The 2,582-nt window shown below is 52.2% G+C and carries 1 protein-coding gene; it reads left to right on the forward strand.

Translation table 11 applies throughout. From position 1 onward, the window contains the following. Positions 1 to 757 precede the first annotated feature (757 nt). Positions 758 to 2,392 carry an MBL fold metallo-hydrolase gene (locus QUB12_RS37030; RefSeq protein WP_333311072.1) on the forward strand — a complete coding sequence of 545 codons (1,635 nt, stop codon included), beginning with the start codon at positions 758 to 760 and terminating at the stop codon, positions 2,390 to 2,392. The last annotated feature ends 190 nt before the right edge of the window (positions 2,393 to 2,582 follow it).

Here is a 2,582-nt window from a genome sequence, read left to right on the forward strand (position 1 = left end):
TCAAAAAAGCATGAGAAAAAAAAGGAAAAAGAAGCCTGCGGTCTAACTGTACTCAGTTGACCGTCAGGTTCGTTCACACTCTCTCCTCGATAGCCAGAAGGTTTACTTAGAAGAATGTATCAAACTTTTACAAAGAAACCGATCAAACTCATAAAGTCTCTCTCTGCACTGACAAAAGGAGTTAGCTAGCACGATGCTGGTTCTCCCTTTTTCAGATTGGACAATACACGGCCCTCAAAACCAGAAAAATGAAGAATTGTAAAGTTTTATCAAGATATTGGCACATCTGAATTAAAATCTTCTCATAAAAAAGACTAGCTTTTAGCAGGCACAAATTGTGGAAAAAGGTTTAAAACTCAGAATATGAGATCGAGTTCGCTGCTCTTACATGGTGCAATAAAATGTAACTTTTGATGCCAGAACCAGTAGCCTGAACTTTGTCGAAGGCCCAATGCCCGTCCGGCCAAGGCTTTCGGAAAATCGCCTTCTTGGCGCTGCATCAAATCTTAAGTGCAATTACTTTCCTTGCACGAGAGCCGGAGCCTTCGAGCAAACATTTAGCTCCAGGGCTTACGCACCAGAACTTTGATCAACCGGGTTTTTTTACCGGGAGGGAGGGCGGCAACAAAGTGTTTTCGTTCATCAAACCCGGTTTCAGCGTCCGAGACTGAACTCGATCGAATGAATGCAGTCGCAACCAATGTTTAAAAGTGGCGATACTGCAAGTTGCGTGCAAAGCAGGGAGCTAACCGCAGTGATGGATCTCGATTGTTTACCTTACGGCGCAGGCCACGCACAGGAAGGGGTCTGTCTGCTAGTCCGAATGGGGCCGCACCGCATTTTACTCGACTGCGGTGTAGAGGATATTGCACCGCTATCAGCGACACTAAATCGATCGCTGCCAGCCGATTTTGTGGTGTGTACCCACGCCCACTCCGATCATGCCAGAGGCTTGCTAGCGCTCCATCAATCTTTCCCCCACTTGCCAATTTACGCCAGCGAAGTGACAGCGCGACTGCTACCGCTCAACTGGCCAGAAGTGGCTCAGCAGCCAGAGTCCCGGTTCTGTAAGGGACTGCCCTGGCAGTCGCCGCTCGAAGTGCGCCCTGGACTGAGCGTACAGTTGTTCCCGTCGGGTCATTTGCCCGGAGCGGCGACTGTGCTGCTGACTTATGCAGCCCCACACCGCACCTACACCGTGGTTTACACCGGCGACTTTTTCCTGTCGAATTCTCGTTTGGTGGAAGGTTTGCCCCTGGGAGAACTCAGGGGCCTGAAGCCGGATGTGTTAATTTTGGAAGGCAGTTACGGCACGGCCCGCCACCCTCACCGCCGACAACTAGAAAATCAGTTAGCCGATCGCATCCACCGCGCCATCGCCGACGGTTACTCGGTACTGCTGCCCGCGCCGGCCCTTGGTTTGGGCCAAGAAATGCTGATGCTGCTCCGCAGTCACCACTACTTTACTGGCCGCGACTTGGATATTTGGGTGGACGGCACTGTCGCCGACGGGTGCGACGCTTATCTGGAACTGTTACCCCAATTTCCCACCGCCGTCCAAAATTTTGCTCTGCACCAACCTTTATTTTGGGACGAAAGGGTGAAACCCCGCGTCCGCCGGCTGTCTGCCGAACAGCGCCCCGGATTGGGAGCCACGCCCTGTATTGTAATTACAGACAAGTTAGCTGATTTGGGTTTGTATGTTGCCGATGGCACAAATCCTTGGATTTTGCTCGCCCCTCAAAAACCAGGATATCCCGTCACCGACTGGCCGGGCAACAGGCCCCTATTTGGAGTCACAAGTGTCGAAACTTATCTGCTAGCCGAACACTGCGACGGGCCGGGGACGACCCAACTCATCCACAATTTGCGGCCCCAGCACGTAATTTTACTCCACGGTTCCCCTGCATATTTGGCTGACTTGGCTAACTTGGACGAGCTGCGAAACCGCTACCAGTTGCACACTCCGGCGGCCGGAACACTTGTCGAATTGCCGATCGGGGAAATGTTTTTGCAGCCCGCTATCCCAGAAACTAACTATGAGGGAGAACTCAGCGAATTGGGGACAGAGGTAGCAATTAGCTTGCCGAGTCCGATTACAGCCGATCCTCGGTGGGCCAATTTTGCCGATACCGGTTTGGTAGAAGCGCGCTGGCAAGGCGAAGAACTGGTACTGCGGGGCATCTCCCAGCGGGAACTCCTTTTTCAAGGCAGCGCCGTTCAGGCCAACCTCGAATGCTGCGGCAATTGCCAGCACTACCGCAGCCAGCGCTGTTGGAACCAGTCCAGTGCTTTGTTTGGCTTTAAAGTAACCCCCGACGGTTTCTGTCCGGTGTTTAAAGCGATACCGGAGTCGGAACTTTTCCTAGATGGCGAAACAGACGGCGAATAAGCTGTCGGGCACATCGAAACCAGCCTGCAGGCAAAGAAAACAAAAGAACAGTTCTGGACGCACCCAGACAAAAAACCCGGTTTCAGCAGGGGTAAGCTGTCGCGTATTGAATTTTTAACTACCAGCCGGGAAGTCCCTCGGTATATTTAAAGGGGATTAATCTGAGCGCTGCGCGAAGTACCCCGAATAA

Origin of the sequence: Microcoleus sp. B7-D4, assembly GCF_036705125.1 — a bacterium.
In the GTDB taxonomy this organism is placed as follows: domain Bacteria; phylum Cyanobacteriota; class Cyanobacteriia; order Cyanobacteriales; family Microcoleaceae; genus Microcoleus.

Coding starts and splice junctions, on each gene's coding strand:
- QUB12_RS37030 (WP_333311072.1), top strand. CDS start 758: ATGGATCTCGATTGTTTACCTTACGGCGCAGGCCACGCACAGGAAGGG.